The organism is Prochlorococcus marinus str. MIT 9201, from assembly GCF_000759955.1.
In the GTDB taxonomy this organism is placed as follows: Bacteria; Cyanobacteriota; Cyanobacteriia; order PCC-6307; family Cyanobiaceae; genus Prochlorococcus_A; species Prochlorococcus_A marinus_G.
In genome coordinates, this window is record NZ_JNAL01000010.1 from 153103 (window position 1) to 168530 (window position 15428).

Below are 15428 nucleotides of genomic sequence, written 5' to 3' on the forward strand. Positions count from 1 at the left end.
TATTTAAGGAGATACCATGGCAAATCTTAAAGAGATTAGAGATCGAATCGTTTCCGTTAAAAATACAAGAAAAATAACGGAGGCCATGAGACTTGTGGCAGCTGCAAAAGTTAGGAGAGCTCAAGATCAAGTTCTTAAGAGTAGACCTTTTGCAGATAAACTTGCACGGGTCTTAGAAAATATTCAATCTAGAGTACAATTTGAAGCTGTCGACTCTCCTCTATTGTCCAAAAGAGAAGTAAAGAGCATCTCCTTGGTTTGCATAACTGCGGATAGAGGTTTATGCGGTGGTTACAACACAAATATAATAAAAAAGGTAGAAATAAGATACGCAGAATTAGTCAAACAAGGGTATCAGCCAAATTTAATTTTGGTAGGGAAGAAAGCTATCGGATATTTCCAAAACAGAAAGGATAGATATGTAATTAAAAGTACTTTCAAAGAACTAGAACAGGTACCTACAGTAAAGGACTCTGAGGGAGTTACAAATGAAATTTTAGCTGAATTTCTTTCAGAAAATTCTGATAGGGTGGAAATTATTTACACAAAATTCATCACTCTAGTTAGTTGCGCCCCTGTCGTTCAAACACTTTTGCCACTTGATCCTCAGGGAATTGCTGAGGAAAACGACGAAATTTTTAGATTGACTACAAAAGATAGTAAGTTGCTTGTTGAAAAATCAAATATTCAAAAAAGTGATTCAGATAAATTGCCATCAGATATTGTTTTTGAACAAAGTCCTGATCAACTACTAGATTCGTTATTACCATTATATTTACAGAATCAGGTACTAAGAGCTCTTCAAGAGTCAGCAGCTTCAGAACTCGCTTGCAGGATGACTGCTATGAATAATGCGAGTGATAACGCTAAAGAATTAGCAAGTACTTTGAATCTAACCTATAACAAAGCAAGACAAGCGGCTATTACTCAAGAAATATTAGAAGTTGTAGGAGGTTCAGCAGTTTAGCAATAAGATTTAGGATATGTCGGAATACAATATCAAAGTTGAATTTGAGCAAAAGACTTTTAGTTTTTTATGTTCTGAAGATCAAGATATTTTTTCAGCGGCAAAAATGGATGGAGTAGATTTACCAAGTAGTTGTTGTTCAGGAGTTTGTACAGATTGTGCATCAATGATATTGGAAGGATCTGTAGATCAAGAAGATGCTATGGGATTAAATGATGATTTGAGGGAAAAGGGCTTTGCACTTTTGTGTGTGGCATATCCCAAGTCAGATTTGAATATTCTTATTGGTAAAGAAGTCGAAGATGATTTATATAATGATCAATTTGGTAAATATCAAAAATGAAATTAAGTTCAGTTGATTATTATTTAGATTGGCCAGTTGCAATAAAATTAAAAAATTTAAGGGAATTTATCATTGCAAAATTAGAAAAAAAGGGTGATTTAATTCGTTGGTCAATTGTTGATATTCAAAATTCTATTGACTCTTTTGGAACAAAAAAACTTAAAATTAAAGCTGTCTTTGCTAATTAAAAAATATAAATTGAAACATTTTAAATAATGGAAAATTCACCAACAATATTTATTATTCCAACTGGTATTGGTTGTGAAGTAGGAGGTTTTGCTGGGGATGCACTTCCTACTGCTAAATTATTAGCATCGGCAAGTGGATGTTTAATTACTCATCCAAATGTTATGAATGGCGGTGCTCTCTCTGAAAAAGATAAAAATATTTTTTATGTTGAGGGTTATAGTTTAGACCGACTTGCTAAAGGAGAAATCGCTTTAAAAAATGTAAAGCAACAGAAAATTGGGATAATATTTGATTCAGCTATTGAAAAAGATATATTGGTAAGACATTTACAAGTTGCTGATGCATGTGTTTCTACTTTAGGGATTAATGTTCATTCTTATGTGATTACAAAAAAGCCATTAAACATAGTTATTGATTCTGATTCCTCAAAAATTAGTGGCGGGACAATTGAAAATCCTGATACTCTAATTGATGCTGGAAAATGCTTAATAGAAAAAGGAGTTACAGCAATAGCAATTGTGGCAAAATTTCCAGATGATTCAGATTCTTTAGAAACAAATATCTATCGAGAGGGGAAAGGGGTTGATCCTATTTCTGGAGTCGAAGCAGTTATAAGTCATTTAATAAGCAAATTTTTAAAAGTTCCCTGTGCTCACGCACCTGCTTTAAATCAAATTGAATTAAATGAAAACTTAGATCCTCGGGCAGCTGCAGAAGAAATAGGATACACCTTTTTACCATCAGTATTGATTGGGTTAAGCAATGCACCTGACCTTGTTGAATTGCCTGCTAAAAATGAATCAATCTCACTACACCCTGATCAGATTGAATCTATTGTTGTGCCTAATGGGGCACTGGGTGGAGAAGCAGTACTGGCAGGGATTGAAAAAGGTTTAAATATTATCTCTGTACAAAATCAAAATAAATTAAAAGTGACAAATGAGTTTTATGATTATCCCAATCTTTTTGAAGTGGATAATTATTTAGAAGCTGCAGGCATAATTCTTGCTATCAAAAAAGGTATCAACCTTGATTCAGTTAAACGGCCATTAAAAAAAATACAACGGTGTTCCTTATAGTGATTAATAAGATATTGCTATTGGAACTCTCCAGTCACTTCCTAATGATTGACTGCTTAGTTTTAGGATTGGAGGAGCCTGCTTTCTTTTAAATTCCGCTTTTTTTATGAGTGAGATAATTTTTAAAATTAAATCTTTTTTATAACCATCTTCTTCTAGTTGTTGTAAATCTTTTTTCTCTTCAATAATTCCTTTAAGAATATTATCTAAAATAGAATAAGGTGGGAGAGAATCAGTATCTAATTGATCAGGACCTAATTCGGCACTTGGAGCTTTCGTACGTATATTTTCTCCAATTATTTCTACATAAGTATCTAACAAATATGATTTTCTATGATTAATTGAATCTTCACTATCAAGCCAATTGCATAATTTAAAAACATTAGTTTTATATAAATCCCCAATTACTGATAATCCCCCATTCATATCTCCGTAAAGTGTGCAATATCCTACAGCTAGCTCTGATTTATTTCCTGTTGAAAGTAATAAATGCTTTTCTTGATTTGCTAAAGCCATCAGAAGCGTTCCTCTGATTCTTGATTGAATATTTTGATTCGTTATTTCAGCCATCTCGAAAGATATGGTATTTTTAAAAGATTCTTCAAAAGAGTTCATCAAATTTTCAATTGGGATGCTATTGAAATTTATTTTTAATCTTCTCGCTAAATCTTTCGCATCACTCTTTGAATGAGATGAACTCCACTTGGAGGGCATTGATACGCAATAAACATTATTACTGCCAAGAGCAGCTGTCGCAATTGCTGAAACTAGTGCTGAATCAATGCCTCCACTAAGTCCAATTAAAGCTGTTTTAAAACCGCATTTCTGTGCATAATCCTTTACACCAAGTACTAATGCATCAAAAATTAATGACATCTCAGACTTTTCAAATTTATTTTTTTGAGGTTTTGTTTGCTCAATGTCCCAACATGAGAGGTCTTCTGAAAACGATTTTAATTGCTTAATTTTAGATCCATTCTTATCAAGAATAAAACTATTTCCATCAAAAATTAAATTATCATTTGCTCCAATCTGGTTTACATATATCAGCGGTACTTGAAGGTATTGAGCAGCAAAACTGGACACTTTGGATCTTAGCTCTAATTTTTTGAAGGTATATGGTGAAGCCGATAAGTTCACCAAGATATCAACTTTTTTTTTCTTTAAATCAAAAATAGGATTCTTTTTATGAATTCCTCTACCTTCTATATTTTTGTTGACCCATAAATCCTCACAAATAGTAAAGCCAAGTCGCCAATTTTTATTATTAATTTCTTTTGTTAATACTGAAACTTTCTCTTCTGATCTAAAGTATCTTTTCTCATCAAATACTTCATAGGTGGGAAGAATAATTTTACGAGCAATTATTTTCCATTCACCGCGCTCAAGCATTGCAATAGAATTATAAAGATTTGGGAAAAAAGAATCATTTATTATCTCAGCTATCCCTACTGTGATACTCAAGTTTCCATATTTTTTATTAATATCTAATGCTAATTGGTCAAGAATTTGATATTGATTTTTTATTAAATTCTTTTTTAGAAGTAGGTCGTTTGCTGGATATCCCCATAGTGATAATTCTGGAGTAAGAACTAAATCAGCTGAAATTGAACTAGCTTTCGAAGCAGTACAAAGTATTTTTTTTGCATTACCCTCTAAATCACCAACAACTGGATTAATTTGAGCAAGTAAAAACTTCATTCAACTAATTTAGTGGATTCATATAAATTATTCTTTTTAACAATATCTATTAATGAAGTTGGTAAATTAGAATAATTAAAATTTGACCTGAGCTTAGAACTTGAAATATTTGGGATTTTTATGGTTGAAATCTTAAATTTCACTTTATAAGTTTCTAACATTTTAAGAGTATTTGATTCAACAGGATATCCCTCTCTTAAAATTACTAAAAATCTAACCTCATCTGTAATTTTATCAAAATCTTTCCAGTAGAAAATATCTTTAATTAAATCGCTCCCAATAACAAAATCTAAATTATTTAATTCATAAATTCTTTTACATTTTTTAATTGATTCCACTGCCCATTGGCTACTAACACTTTGATTAAATAAAATTCTAGGATTATCTAAATCTTCAATAAGAGTTTTTAATAAATGGCTACGAATTGAGATATCCTCTTTGTGATTTTTGTTGGGGTTATCACTAACATAACCTATTGTTAAAGCATATATTTTGGATAATTCTTCAAGTATTTTTTTATGTCCAATGGTAGGTGGATCTGCACTGGTACCAAATAATGCAATGCTTTTTCCCATTTAAGTTTTAAGGCAGAATACTAACAAAATTATTATTTAAATTTTTATTTGAAAAATAAATATTTATGTGATTAAAAATCTCTGGGTCATTAAAAGTCATATTTTTGATCATAATAGCGGGTTCTATAAAAGAAGCTTTGCTTCTTATAAATATCTCTTTTGCTGCTAATTTTCCTAGAATTTTTGTAGAATGCACTGCTATTGCTGCTTGAATAATTGCTATCGGTCCATAGGGTAATAATGAAAGCCCATTAGTAAAAGGTGCTGTTAATAGAATTACTTTCTTAATAAGGTTGAAAGAGGTATTGACGCCGACTTGAGTGACTCCCAAACATAAATTATTAATGGATATATTTTTAAATATTTTTCTAGTAGATTCACCTTTCAACTTTAAGCCGTAAATCTTACTTAATTCGCTAATCAATGCAGTATCTAGTGCGAAACTACCAGCAATATCAAATAAAATGAAAGGATTAAGAGCTACTGCGGATGCCTTTATAGTCGAAAATTTACCAATAGTTGATTGAGCTAATTTCTGCCTTCTTTGCAATCTTTGCTCTTTTATTCGCAGAAACAATTTGTCAGCTAATTGAATAGAATTTAGGGTTAATAGTATTTCACCATATTGTTTTATTAATTTTGTTATGTAATTTTTAAGATTGTTTTGATTATTAATAATTATTGGAATATTTAAATCTTTTGGAAGCTTAAATTTTATATTTTCAATTATTTCTTTTAATTCATTTTTATTAAAAAGATCGATTTTGTTTAAAACTATAATAATTTTTTTTCCATCTTTTATGAAAGAGCTGATTTCGCTTAACTCATTTCTATTTAAATCTCCTGAAACTATAAATAAAATAAGATCTGAATTATTTATATAAGAGTAAACTTTATCTGGAAATTTAATATTGCAGAAATCAAATCCTGGAGAATCTAGCAAATCTAAACTATTTAGTGATTGATCTTTAAGATTCCAAGTTTCCGATTTTATTTCTTTTGTAGTCCCATTAATAATATCTGTTTTAAAGATGTCTTTTTTTAATAGAGAATTTAAAACAGAAGATTTTCCTACACCTGATTTACCGTATGCTCCAATTCTTATTTTTTTTTCTTTGAGTCTTAAAAGTTGTTGATTAAAAGAAATTATTTCTTTATTAAGAAAACTTTTTTCATAATTAGTAAGATCTATAGTCTCCCACCATTTTTTTAACACTAGATAATTTTTATCAGATTTCAGTTGTTTCATAATTTATTTTTTCCACCAACCAGCTAATACTGATAAGACAGCTTCTGCACCAATAATTCCCACAAATCCTCCAAATTCATCTACTACTACTTTTACTCCTTTATTATTCTTGTCAAATCTTGTTAATAATTGATCTGCCTTAATCATTTCGGGAATATATTCTACAGGTTCGCAAACTTCTGATAACAATTTTTTATTTTCACCATTAATTAATTCTGCTAACATTTTTTCACGCTTAACTACCCCTTGAATTTTGTCAACTTTATCTCCTAAAATAACCCACCATGGAGAGGTATCAGACATTATGAGTTTCGAAATTTTATCAAGATTCGACGACCCATCGAGACAAGGTGCCGATACCCTTGGGATCATTAAATCTTTAGCTTTTAAATCATTTAATTGGAAAACCTTAAATATCATTGCAGCCTCGTCAGCTTCTATCACTCCTTTTTGACTCCCAATTCTTGCCATTTGTCTAATTTCTTCTTCATCTGTTGAGATTTCATTTTCTACAGTAATAACTGGAAATATTTGTTCTATTAGTATTAAGAATGGTCTCATTAAAGTATTTAATATTCTCAAAATGGGAACTGATAGTAGAGCTATTTGAACTGAAAATCTTGTGCCGAAAGCTTTGGGCAGTACTTCTCCGACTAAAACAACTAATATATAAAAAGCAATTGAAAATAAGGTTAAGCCATAACTACTTTTAATTACCAAAGCTCCGTATACTCCTAAGATAAGACTACCAATTATGTTAAAGCCATTATTAGTAATAGTAATAACAGTTAGTGTCCTTCCAAGATGTTTTCTTAGTTTAAGAAGTTGATTTGCAGAACTTTTTGGTTTTTGTTTTGAGGCTATCTCTATAATTCTAATTGAATTAACAGCTAAAAAAGCTGCTTCTACTCCCGAACAACATGCAGACCCAACTAAAATAAAAACTATAAGTAAAATTAAACCGTAAACATTTGGTTCCATTAAATTAGATTAGGTACTAAATCTTTTTAAATTCATTCTTCCATTTTTTTTTAAAACACGCCAATACACAATTTATGTTTAAGCCTGACAATAAAGTTTTTGAAGAAAGAAGAGAAATTTTCCTAAATAAATTAGCTGGAAAGGCTGCTATTATTCCTGCGGCTAATCTTGTAAAGCATCATGCCGATTGTGAATATCCTTTTAGGCAAGATAGTAATTTTTGGTATTTAACTGGTTTCGACGAGCCTGATGCAATCGCTCTTTTCTTATCGCATAAACCAAGGGGAGAGAGATTTATTCTGTTTGTTGCTCCCAAAGATGTTATCAGTGAAGTATGGCATGGTTTTAGATGGGGTTTAGAAGGCGCTGAAGAAGAGTTTAAAGCTGATAAGGCTCATTCAATAACCGAACTAAAAGATTTACTTCCAAGTTATATAAATGGTTGTGATGAGATTGTTTTTTCAATTGGTAAGCATTTATTAATCGAAAAAATAGTGCTGGAAATATATTCGCAACAACTTGAAAATCGCTCAAGATTAGGGATTGGTGCAAATTCTATAAAATCTCCAGAAATTTATTTAAATGAAATGAGATTAATTAAAAGTGAATTTGAAATCAAGAGAATGAGAGAGGCTGCACAAATTTCAGCAGAAGCTCATGAATTAGTTAGAGAATCTATCTCATCAAAGAAAAATGAAAGACAAATTCAGGGCCTTATAGAGGGATTCTTTTTGGAAAAAGGGGCGAGAGGACCTGCATATAATTCTATTGTTGCTTCAGGAGATAATGCATGTATTTTGCATTACACTTCAAATAATTCACCGTTAAACAAGAAAGATTTATTGTTGGTAGATGCTGGCTGCTCACTAACTGATTATTACAATGGAGACATAACAAGAACCATTCCAATAGGTGGAAAATTTTCTGAAGAGCAAAAAGTTATCTACGAAATTGTATTAAGTGCCCAGAAAAATGCAATCAAAAGTGCTGTAACTGGTTCGAACTCTAGTACTGTGCATCATATTGCCTTAACAATTCTGATAGAAGGATTAAAAGAAGTTGGTTTATTGTCCGGCAACACTGAGGAGATCATTGAGAATCAGTCATATAAACATCTTTACATGCATAGGACTGGACATTGGCTTGGATTGGATGTTCATGATGTTGGAGCTTATAGAATGGGGGACTATGAAGTGCCATTACAGAATGGAATGATCCTAACGGTAGAACCTGGTATTTATATAAGTGATAGGATCCCAGTCCCTGAGGGACAACCACTTATTGATGAGAAATGGAAAGGTATTGGAATAAGAATTGAAGATGATGTATTGGTGAGAGATGCAAATCCAGAAGTTTTAAGTCTCTCCGCACTTAAAGAAATTTCTGATTTGGAATTTTAAAAAATTTGACTTATCCAGTTAATAGTTTTATTTTTTATAAAGCTTAGATTCAAACATGGATAAGTCAGATTCATATGATTTCAAACTCTCTCAAGCAAGAGGCTTGGCTAGTCAGCTTGGAATGTTTGCAGAAGAAAACGATATCCCTAAAGATCTTTGGGATTCATTGGAAGCTACAATTTATGATTTTTATAAAGTTTCTCATGATAAATAAAAATTTTGTTTAAAAAAATATCAATAACTAAATCAAGAAATTTTAAATAAATCAATCAAAATGTGACCATAAACTGATAAATTATTTATAAACATAAATAAGTGAATGACTTCATCAGATAAGTTAAATCAAAATTCAACAGAAAAAAAAGAGAAAACCAGTGCTTCACCAAAATCTAAGAATTCTTCTCCTAATTCAGGGATGATGGGTGCTACTGCTGTATTAGCAGCAGCTACAATTGATGAAGATGGTGTACCTACTGGCTATACCCCTAAACCTGATGAAGGGAGGTTCATCATTAAAGTGTTATGGTTACCTGATAACGTTGCATTAGCTGTTGATCAAATTGTAGGGGGAGGGGCAAGTCCCCTTACTGCTTATTATTTTTGGCCAAGAGATGATGCGTGGGAAAAATTAAAAAGTGATCTTGAGAACAAGGCTTGGATTACAGCTAATGAAAGTGTTGAAATATTGAATAAAGCTACTGAAGTAATAAACTATTGGCAAGAAGAGGGTAAAACTAAAAAGTTAGAAGAAGCCAAATTGAAGTTTCCCGAAGTAACTTTTTGTGGAACTGCTTAGATTTAATTCTTTGCAGCTTGAATTCTAGCTTCAGCCTTAGAAATTTCTTTTAAGGCTTTTATTTTTTGTGGATTTTTTTCATTTTCAGAGAACTTGCTAATTGCTAATTTTGCTTCTTTAAGATCTTGCTCAGCATTTTGAACATCAATCTCAGAACCAATTTCAGCATTATTTACTAGAACTATTACTTCATCTGATTCAATTTCAGCGAAGCCTCCCATAAGAGCTATTGATTTCCACTGGGAATTCATTCTTAGCCTTAAAACGCCGATATCTATAGCAGTAACTAAAGAAATATGTCCTGGTAGTACGCCAAGTTGACCAGTAGTACTAGGAAGGATTACTTCTTCAGCCTCGCCTTGATAAACGTTTTTATTAGGAGCTAAAACTTTAAGAGAAATTGCCATTAATTTGAAATTATTGAAAGTTAAAAATAGATTCTAGATATTTATTTTTCTGATTTTATTTTGTCAGCCTTTGCTTTAACTTCATCAATATTACCAACTAAGTAAAATGCCTGTTCGGGTAAATCATCTAACTCACCTGATAAAATCATGTTGAAACCTGCGATGGTGTCCTCTAATTTTACATATTTACCAGACATTCCTGTAAATATCTCAGCCACAAAGAAAGGTTGTGAAAGGAATTTCTCAATTTTTCTGGCCCTGTCCACTGTTAATCTATCTTCTTCAGAAAGCTCATCTAAACCAAGAATAGCAATAATATCTTGAAGTTCTTTATATCTTTGTAAAGTTGATTGAACAGCTCTTGCTGTTTTGTAATGCTCATCGCCAACAACGGATGGTTGAAGCATAGTACTTGTTGAGTCTAATGGATCAACTGCTGGATAAATTCCCTTTGCTGCAAGAGCTCTTGCAAGCACAGTAGTAGCATCTAGATGGGCAAAGGTTGTAGCTGGAGCAGGGTCTGTCAGGTCATCAGCAGGAACATAAACAGCTTGAATAGATGTTATTGAACCTTCTAATGTAGATGTAATTCTCTCCTGCAATTCACCAACATCAGTTCCCAGAGTTGGTTGGTATCCTACGGCTGAAGGCATTCTTCCAAGTAAAGCTGATACTTCAGAGCCTGCTTGAACGAATCTAAAAATGTTATCAACAAAAAGTAGAACATCTTGTTTATTTACATCTCTAAAATGTTCAGCCATTGTAAGTGCTGATAAGCCTACTCTCATTCTTGCGCCAGGTGGTTCATTCATTTGTCCAAAACACAAAGCAACTTTTGATTGAGTTAAGTCATCTGCATTAATAACGCCTGATTCTTTGAATTCTTCATATAAATCGTTCCCTTCTCTTGTTCTTTCTCCAACACCTCCAAAAACAGAAACCCCACCATGTTCCTTTGCGATATTATTTATTAACTCTTGAATAAGGACGGTTTTACCAACGCCAGCTCCTCCAAATAACCCGACTTTTCCTCCTTGCCTGTATGGAGCTAAAAGGTCAATAACTTTAATTCCAGTTTCAAAAACTTTTGGCTTAGTTTCTAGGTCAGTTAATTTTGGAGCCGCTCTATGAATTGGTGCAGTATCCTGAGTTTTTACTGGACCTTGTTCGTCTACTGGTTCTCCTAAAACATTAAATATTCTTCCTAAAGTTGCTTCTCCTACAGGTACAGATATTGGCGCACCTGTGTCGATTGCTTCCATGCCTCTTACAAGGCCATCTGTGCCACTCATTGCGACTGCTCTTACCCTATGGTCACCAAGGAGCTGTTGGACCTCTGCAGTGAGCGCTATTTCTTGTCCAGCAGGATTTTTTGCTTCTATTCTTAAAGCATTAAGTATTTTGGGTAATTGCCCAGCTGGGAATTCTACGTCTAGAACAGGGCCAATTACCTGACGTACTACGCCTTTTGTTTGTGAGGAAGTTGATGGAGTTGCTACCATTTTTTATTGATTTGGTGATAAATGGCTGATTTTATACAGCTTATAATCCGAAAATACTACCACCTCATGGGTAGATTCGTTAAATGGGTTCGGCCACCCGCACAGTTGAACTATGGTTTAATTGCCGCTTCGCAGATTATGTTGTTGATGATAAGGATCGAGTATTTCTCTTTCCATTTTTATGACGCAAGGCGTCTCAATCATGATCCTCCATTAATCTATGGCAGCTGTTTCACTTACGGTCTCTACAGTAAAACCACTGGGAGATAGAATATTTATCAAAGTTTCCGCATCTGAGGAAAAAACTGCTGGGGGCATACTTTTGCCTGATTCAGCTAAAGAAAAACCACAGGTAGGAGAAGTTGCTCAGGTAGGCCCTGGCAAACTTAATGACGATGGTTCTCGACAAACTCCAGAAGTGAGTATTGGCGATAAAGTCTTGTACAGCAAATATGCTGGAACAGACATCAAATTGGGAGGAGATGAATATGTCTTGCTCTCAGAAAAAGATATTTTAGCTGTTGTAGGCTAAAATATTTGTTTCAAAAATTATTAAAACTTATTACTAAATTGCTGCCTAAACATGGCTAAAAGAATTATTTACAATGAGCAAGCTCGTAGAGCGCTCGAGAGAGGAATTGATATCCTTGCTGAGTCTGTAGCTGTAACGCTTGGACCAAAAGGAAGAAATGTTGTCTTAGAAAAAAAATTTGGTGCTCCCCAAATTATTAACGATGGTGTCACAATCGCTAAAGAGATCGAATTAGAGGACCACATTGAAAATACAGGGGTTGCTCTAATTAGACAAGCTGCTTCAAAAACTAATGATGCAGCTGGAGATGGCACCACAACAGCTACTGTTTTGGCTCATGCAATGGTTAAAGCAGGTTTAAGAAACGTGGCGGCAGGAGCTAATGCAATCACCTTGAAAAAAGGAATTGATAAAGCTACTGAATTTCTAGTTGGTAAAATCCAGGAGAATTCCAAGCCCATAAGTGATAGTAATGCTATAGCTCAATGTGGAACTATTGCAGCTGGAAACGACGAAGAAGTAGGCCAAATGATAGCCAATGCCATGGATAAAGTTGGTAAAGAAGGTGTTATTTCCTTAGAAGAAGGAAAATCAATGACTACTGAACTAGAAGTTACCGAGGGGATGCGTTTTGATAAAGGTTACATATCACCTTACTTCGCAACAGATACGGAGAGAATGGAGGCTGTTTTAGATGAACCTTACATCCTTCTGACTGATAAAAAAATTGCCTTAGTACAAGATTTAGTTCCCGTTTTGGAACAAATAGCTAAAACTGGTAAACCACTAGTCATTATTGCTGAAGATATAGAAAAAGAGGCTTTAGCAACCCTTGTTGTTAATAGATTACGAGGTGTCCTAAATGTTGCTGCAGTAAAAGCGCCTGGGTTTGGTGATAGAAGAAAAGCAATGCTTGAAGATATGGCAGTTTTAACAAATGGCCAACTTATTACTGAAGATGCTGGCTTGAAATTAGAGAATGCTACTTTAGATATGCTCGGAACGGGTAGAAGAATAACTATCAATAAGGAGACTACAACAATTGTAGCTGAAGGAAATGAGCAAGCAGTAAAAGCTAGATGTGATCAAATTAAGAAACAAATGGATGAAACAGATTCTTCCTACGATAAAGAAAAGCTTCAAGAACGTTTAGCTAAATTAGCTGGAGGAGTGGCAGTAATTAAGGTTGGGGCTGCTACCGAAACTGAAATGAAGGATAAAAAGCTTCGTCTTGAGGATGCTATTAACGCAACAAAAGCAGCTGTTGAAGAAGGAATTGTACCTGGAGGAGGAACAACTCTTGCTCATTTATCTCCTATTCTAAAAGAATGGGCTGATAAAAATTTAGAAGGCGAGGAATTAATTGGAGCTAACATTGTTGAAGCTTCATTGACTGCCCCTCTTATGAGAATTGCAGAAAATGCTGGTTCTAATGGTGCTGTAATTGCTGAAAATGTAAAATCTAAGCCTTTTAATGATGGATTTAACGCTGCTACTGGAGAATATGTTGATATGTCCTCTGCCGGTATAGTTGATCCTGCAAAAGTGACTCGTTCAGGATTACAAAATGCAGCTTCAATTGCAGGCATGGTCCTAACAACTGAATGCATAGTTGCAGATTTACCTGAGAAAAAAGATTCATCTGCTCCTGCAGGAGCTCCAGGTATGGGTGGTGACTTTGATTATTAACTAAAAGGTAGTTAGTTAATTTACTTATAATTAAAGGGATCATATAAACGGTCCCTTTTTTTTTGAAACCTTATGAAAGCCAGCCAGCGCTAAGAATAATTGCAAGAGACAAAAATATAATTAAAAAAGTCCAAGTTATTTTGTTTAGAGATGCTTCAGCACTGCTTGCGCTATTAAACATTGAGCTTCCAGTTGCAGCTATTCCTCCCATTCCATCACCTTTGGGACTATGAAGTAAAACTAAGAGGATAAGTAGAACTCCAGAAAGTACCCATATCCAACTAAAAATTTGAATCATTATTTTAAAGTCTTGTATTAGCTTTAGACGTGTTGTACGACTTTATTATAACCCTTTAACTCTATTTCCTTGATTAAAGATTTTCCAGTCATTTCTTTAGGAATCGGGAGATTTAATAGTTGCAATAAAGTTGGAGCAATATCTGCCAAGCCAGCATTATCTCTTAAATTAATTTCATTTCCCATATTTGGGATTTTTCTTTTTTCACCTTCGATAAAAATCAAAGGAACTTTATTTGTAGTGTGTGCAGTCCATGGTTCTCCTCCAGGCCCTTTCATTAATTCTGCATTACCATGATCGGCTGTTATGAGAATGCTTCCACCCATTGCTCCAGTGGCATTAACTATTTGACCGATACATTTATCTACTTTTTCTATAGCTTTAATAGTTGCATTCATGTTGCCTGTATGACCAACCATATCTGGATTAGCAAAATTTATTACCACAAAAGCATAATTTCCAGTTTTAATTGCTTTAGTGCAACTTTTAGTTAATTCTTCCGCTGACATTTCTGGTTCCATATCATAAGTTGCGACCCTTGGAGATGGAATTAAATGTCTATCTTCCCCAGGTAAAGGAATTTCTACTCCTCCATTGAAAAAATATGTTACGTGAGGATATTTTTCTGTTTCTGCTGTTCTGTATTGCTTGAGCCCGTTTTCTGAAACTATCTGGCCGACGAAATTATTGAGAGATTCAGGAGGAAATGCAACCTTAACAGAGAAATTCGCGTCATATTGAGTGAAGGTAACTAAATCTAGACTTGGAGAAAATTTTCGTTCAAAGTCTGAGAATTCCTGCTCTGAAAGCGATTTAATTATTTGCCTCGCTCTATCTGGTCGGAAGTTAAAGCAAATCAAACTATCCCCATCTTTAAGATAATTTTCAGAAATTCGAATCGGTTCTATAAATTCATCAGTTATGTTTTGGTCATAACTTTGTTTTATATAATCCTGAGGAGAAATATTTGTTATTTTGATATGTGGATCGGTCAAATTAGCATGTGCTTTTTCTGTTCTGTCCCATAGAAGGTTTCTATCCATCATCCAGTATCTTCCACATATAGAAGCTATTTCACCTGTATTTAATTTATTGATGCATGACTCAATTTGATTTATATATTTTAAAGCACTTTTTGCTGGTGTATCTCTTCCATCAGTAATAATGTGAATTGCAACTTTTTTAATACCGCAATCGGATGCCCATTTTATTAACCCTAATAAATGATCAATATGACTATGTACCCCGCCATCAGAACATAATCCCGTGATATGCAAAGTAGAATTGTTTCTTTTAAGTGTATCGGCGACCTCTTTTAACTGATTAATCAATCCTAACTGATTATCCTTAAAGACATTTGTAATCCTTACGAGTTCCTGCTGGATTATTCTACCCGATCCAATAGTAAGATGCCCTACCTCTGAGTTGCCCATTTGACCATCTGGGAGACCCACATCAGATCCACTAGCGCTTATAAGAGTGTGTGGATATGAATGCCACAATGAATCCATGATTGGTGTATTGGCTCTTTTTATGGCATTGTCGGTTAATTCGTCTCGGTATCCCCATCCATCTAATATCGCAAGGACTACAGGGCTCTGAGGAACGTTTAATTTATTTATATTTTTGCTGCTAATCTTTGACATACTTAGATCAAATTCACTTTAAGTGATCTAGTGTTAAATTTAGCTTTAAACGCTACTCTTTAACAATTTAAATT

General features: G+C 33.7%; 17 protein-coding genes. 9 read left to right on the plus strand and 8 right to left on the minus strand.

All coding sequences use genetic code 11. The features are described 5' to 3' along the window. Positions 1 to 16 precede the first annotated feature (16 nt). From EU95_RS04710 to EU95_RS04695, 4 genes are read left to right on the plus strand one after another with little or no spacing between them, the layout of a single operon-like run. Positions 17 to 967: a F0F1 ATP synthase subunit gamma gene (locus EU95_RS04710; protein WP_032522082.1), complete on the plus strand. Its 951-nt coding sequence runs from the start codon at positions 17 to 19 to the stop codon at positions 965 to 967. 16 nt (positions 968 to 983) lie between these two features. Next, complete coding sequence (locus EU95_RS04705; RefSeq protein ID WP_032522083.1) at positions 984 to 1310, plus strand: 2Fe-2S iron-sulfur cluster-binding protein; 327 nt, start codon at positions 984 to 986, stop codon at positions 1308 to 1310. After that, positions 1307 to 1498 (plus strand): hypothetical protein, encoded by a 192-nt coding sequence (locus EU95_RS04700; protein ID WP_032522084.1) that lies wholly within the window; start codon positions 1307 to 1309, stop codon positions 1496 to 1498. The genes EU95_RS04705 and EU95_RS04700 overlap by 4 nt, the downstream gene beginning before the upstream one ends. 27 nt (positions 1499 to 1525) lie before the next feature. After that, positions 1526 to 2578 carry a DUF3326 domain-containing protein gene (locus tag EU95_RS04695; protein ID WP_032522085.1) on the plus strand — a complete coding sequence of 351 codons (1053 nt, stop codon included), beginning with the start codon at positions 1526 to 1528 and terminating at the stop codon, positions 2576 to 2578. Positions 2579 to 2581: 3 nt separating this feature from the next. On the opposite strand, the gene EU95_RS04690 is transcribed toward EU95_RS04695, so the two are convergent. From EU95_RS04690 to EU95_RS04675, 4 genes are read right to left on the minus strand one after another with little or no spacing between them, the layout of a single operon-like run. After that, positions 2582 to 4279 carry an NAD+ synthase gene (locus EU95_RS04690; RefSeq protein ID WP_032522086.1) on the minus strand — a complete coding sequence of 566 codons (1698 nt, stop codon included), beginning with the start codon at positions 4277 to 4279 and terminating at the stop codon, positions 2582 to 2584. After that, the gene (locus EU95_RS04685; protein WP_032522087.1) at positions 4276 to 4854 is read right to left on the minus strand and encodes a nicotinate-nucleotide adenylyltransferase; all 579 of its coding nucleotides are present in this window, start codon (positions 4852 to 4854) and stop codon (positions 4276 to 4278) included. Before EU95_RS04685 ends, EU95_RS04690 begins: the two co-directional genes overlap by 4 nt. A 7-nt stretch (positions 4855 to 4861) precedes the next feature. Next, positions 4862 to 6103, minus strand: coding sequence for a GTP-binding protein (locus EU95_RS04680; RefSeq protein WP_032522088.1), 1242 nt, complete (start codon positions 6101 to 6103; stop codon positions 4862 to 4864). 3 nt (positions 6104 to 6106) lie between these two features. Beyond that, positions 6107 to 7084: a CNNM domain-containing protein gene (locus EU95_RS04675; protein WP_032522089.1), complete on the minus strand. Its 978-nt coding sequence runs from the start codon at positions 7082 to 7084 to the stop codon at positions 6107 to 6109. Positions 7085 to 7158: 74 nt separating this feature from the next. On the opposite strand from EU95_RS04675, the gene EU95_RS04670 reads away from it, so the two are divergent. From EU95_RS04670 to EU95_RS04665, 3 genes are all read left to right on the plus strand, one after another. Further along, positions 7159 to 8484 carry an aminopeptidase P N-terminal domain-containing protein gene (locus tag EU95_RS04670; RefSeq protein WP_032522090.1) on the plus strand — a complete coding sequence of 442 codons (1326 nt, stop codon included), beginning with the start codon at positions 7159 to 7161 and terminating at the stop codon, positions 8482 to 8484. Positions 8485 to 8539: 55 nt separating this feature from the next. After that, positions 8540 to 8698 (plus strand): hypothetical protein, encoded by a 159-nt coding sequence (locus EU95_RS09870; protein ID WP_193742463.1) that lies wholly within the window; start codon positions 8540 to 8542, stop codon positions 8696 to 8698. 105 nt (positions 8699 to 8803) lie between these two features. After that, positions 8804 to 9280 (plus strand): 30S ribosomal protein PSRP-3, encoded by a 477-nt coding sequence (locus EU95_RS04665; RefSeq protein WP_032522091.1) that lies wholly within the window; start codon positions 8804 to 8806, stop codon positions 9278 to 9280. A 2-nt stretch (positions 9281 to 9282) separates the two neighbouring features. Here EU95_RS04665 and atpC read toward each other — a convergent pair whose 3' ends face one another. After that, a complete protein-coding gene (gene atpC / locus EU95_RS04660) occupies positions 9283 to 9687 on the minus strand; it encodes an ATP synthase F1 subunit epsilon (protein ID WP_032522092.1) in 405 nt (134 codons plus the stop codon). 41 nt (positions 9688 to 9728) lie between these two features. Continuing rightward, positions 9729 to 11189 (minus strand): F0F1 ATP synthase subunit beta, encoded by a 1461-nt coding sequence (atpD, locus tag EU95_RS04655; RefSeq protein WP_032522094.1) that lies wholly within the window; start codon positions 11187 to 11189, stop codon positions 9729 to 9731. A 220-nt stretch (positions 11190 to 11409) separates the two neighbouring features. On the opposite strand from atpD, the gene groES reads away from it, so the two are divergent. Continuing rightward, positions 11410 to 11721, plus strand: a complete 312-nt coding sequence (gene groES, locus EU95_RS04650; protein ID WP_011377073.1) for a co-chaperone GroES — start codon at positions 11410 to 11412, stop codon at positions 11719 to 11721. Between the two features lie 51 nt (positions 11722 to 11772). Further along, the gene (gene groL, locus EU95_RS04645) at positions 11773 to 13410 is read left to right on the plus strand and encodes a chaperonin GroEL (RefSeq protein WP_032522095.1); all 1638 of its coding nucleotides are present in this window, start codon (positions 11773 to 11775) and stop codon (positions 13408 to 13410) included. Between the two features lie 70 nt (positions 13411 to 13480). Here the strand turns inward: groL and secG are convergent, their stop codons facing one another. Together secG and gpmI are read right to left on the minus strand one after the other, a co-directional pair. Beyond that, positions 13481 to 13708, minus strand: a complete 228-nt coding sequence (secG, locus tag EU95_RS04640; protein WP_032522096.1) for a preprotein translocase subunit SecG — start codon at positions 13706 to 13708, stop codon at positions 13481 to 13483. Between the two features lie 23 nt (positions 13709 to 13731). After that, complete coding sequence (gpmI, locus tag EU95_RS04635; RefSeq protein WP_032522097.1) at positions 13732 to 15354, minus strand: 2,3-bisphosphoglycerate-independent phosphoglycerate mutase; 1623 nt, start codon at positions 15352 to 15354, stop codon at positions 13732 to 13734. Positions 15355 to 15428: the final 74 nt, after the last annotated feature.

Bases quoted from the DNA above. Each gene is read 5' to 3' on its own strand.
- EU95_RS04700 (WP_032522084.1), top strand. From the start codon at position 1,307: ATGAAATTAAGTTCAGTTGATTATTATTTAGATTGGCCAGTTGCAATA.
- EU95_RS09870 (WP_193742463.1), top strand. From the start codon at position 8,540: ATGGATAAGTCAGATTCATATGATTTCAAACTCTCTCAAGCAAGAGGC.
- EU95_RS04685 (WP_032522087.1), bottom strand. From the start codon at position 4,854: ATGGGAAAAAGCATTGCATTATTTGGTACCAGTGCAGATCCACCTACC.
- EU95_RS04675 (WP_032522089.1), bottom strand. From the start codon at position 7,084: ATGGAACCAAATGTTTACGGTTTAATTTTACTTATAGTTTTTATTTTA.
- atpD (WP_032522094.1), bottom strand. From the start codon at position 11,189: ATGGTAGCAACTCCATCAACTTCCTCACAAACAAAAGGCGTAGTACGT.
- EU95_RS04665 (WP_032522091.1), top strand. From the start codon at position 8,804: ATGACTTCATCAGATAAGTTAAATCAAAATTCAACAGAAAAAAAAGAG.
- groES (WP_011377073.1), top strand. From the start codon at position 11,410: ATGGCAGCTGTTTCACTTACGGTCTCTACAGTAAAACCACTGGGAGAT.
- atpC (WP_032522092.1), bottom strand. From the start codon at position 9,687: ATGGCAATTTCTCTTAAAGTTTTAGCTCCTAATAAAAACGTTTATCAA.
- EU95_RS04680 (WP_032522088.1), bottom strand. From the start codon at position 6,103: ATGAAACAACTGAAATCTGATAAAAATTATCTAGTGTTAAAAAAATGG.
- EU95_RS04710 (WP_032522082.1), top strand. From the start codon at position 17: ATGGCAAATCTTAAAGAGATTAGAGATCGAATCGTTTCCGTTAAAAAT.
- EU95_RS04670 (WP_032522090.1), top strand. From the start codon at position 7,159: ATGTTTAAGCCTGACAATAAAGTTTTTGAAGAAAGAAGAGAAATTTTC.
- gpmI (WP_032522097.1), bottom strand. From the start codon at position 15,354: ATGTCAAAGATTAGCAGCAAAAATATAAATAAATTAAACGTTCCTCAG.
- EU95_RS04690 (WP_032522086.1), bottom strand. From the start codon at position 4,279: ATGAAGTTTTTACTTGCTCAAATTAATCCAGTTGTTGGTGATTTAGAG.
- EU95_RS04705 (WP_032522083.1), top strand. From the start codon at position 984: ATGTCGGAATACAATATCAAAGTTGAATTTGAGCAAAAGACTTTTAGT.
- EU95_RS04695 (WP_032522085.1), top strand. From the start codon at position 1,526: ATGGAAAATTCACCAACAATATTTATTATTCCAACTGGTATTGGTTGT.
- groL (WP_032522095.1), top strand. From the start codon at position 11,773: ATGGCTAAAAGAATTATTTACAATGAGCAAGCTCGTAGAGCGCTCGAG.
- secG (WP_032522096.1), bottom strand. From the start codon at position 13,708: ATGATTCAAATTTTTAGTTGGATATGGGTACTTTCTGGAGTTCTACTT.